This is a genomic window from Kitasatospora sp. NPDC091257, assembly GCF_044757675.1.
GTDB lineage: Bacteria > Actinomycetota > Actinomycetes > Streptomycetales > Streptomycetaceae > Kitasatospora > Kitasatospora lactacystinica.
This window is the reverse complement of record NZ_JBIVVI010001816.1, coordinates 1-1,163: the sequence shown is the minus strand read 5'-3', so window position 1 is coordinate 1,163 and position 1,163 is coordinate 1. Positions and strand designations below refer to the sequence as shown.

The following is a 1,163-nucleotide window of genomic DNA, read 5'->3' as shown; positions in this document are numbered from 1 at the left end:
GGTGCACACCGCCCTCGACCGGCTCGGCACGGTGACCACCGCCGGCACCGCCCGGCCGGGCACCGGCGCACGGCTCACCGACCGGGTGGTCACCGCGCTCCAGGCCCGGTACGGCGGCGGCGCGGTGCGCGGTGCCATCGCCGACCGGGGCACCACCTCGGCCGCGCTGTTCCAGCTCCCGGTCACCGGCGAGTTCGCCGACGCCAAGCTGCGCCCGCCGTTCGCCCCCGCGCTGGCCGCGCTGGCGGCCGGGCAGCAGACCCGGCAACCGGTCGAACTGCCCACCGGCGCGGGCGCCGAGGTCCGGCTGGTCGTGCCGCCCGGCTTCCACGCGCTGACCTCCCCGGGCGGCCCGCCCGGCGTCTCCGCCCGTGCGGTGCCCCCGCTGTCGGCACTGCCCGACGGCACGCACCGGACGGGCGACACGGACCGGACGGGCGGTACGGACCCGGCCACCGTGGCGGCCGCCGACGAACTGGCCCGGCACCTGGCGGAGGTCGCCGAGGAACTGTTCAGCGCCACCGGCCCGGAGCCGCGGCGCGACTTCGCGGTGATCTCCGCCACTCTGGCCGACCTGATCCGCGACGCGGGCGTCGTCTACGCCGGCGTCTGCGCCCTGGAGCTGGACGACCGCACCTCGGACGCCGCCCTCGTCGTCTCGCTCGCCCGGCACCCGCTGCCGATCACCGCGCTCGCCACCGAACTGGCCACCGTCCGGCGGCACGCCGAGGTGTGGACCGTCCTGCTGCCGGCCGGTCCGGCCGCCGTCCTGGTCGAGGGCCGGACCGCCCCGGTGCCCGGCCCGCTGGCCGCCGACGGGCAGCGGCGCTGGGTGGTCACCTCGGCCGTCCAGGCCTTCGTGCCGCTGCCGGACGGCGGGACGGTGCTGTGCGCCCAGCTGTCCACGGCGCGGCCGGAGGACTGGGAGCTGTACACGGAGGCGTTCGCGGAGCTGCTGAAGAGCGTCCAGTTCGGCTGGGACGGCGTGCCGGCCGCGATGAGCGGCGTTCCGGTCCAGGCTCCCGCTCCGGTCCGGACGCCCGCCCCTGCTCCGGCTCAGGTTCCGGCTCAAGCCCCCGCTGCCGCTGCCGTCGCTGCCGCCGCCGTGGCCGCCGAGAAGGAGGCGGAGGAGAAGCCGGTGCACCTGCGCGGCACACCGGTAC

The 1,163-nt window shown here is 78.0% G+C and carries 1 protein-coding gene; it reads left to right on the top strand.

Features of this window, described 5'->3' with window-relative positions:
• Nucleotides 1–1,163 (top strand): hypothetical protein (locus tag ACIQOV_RS42240; protein ID WP_401056559.1); only part of this gene is annotated, 1,163 nt, incomplete at both ends.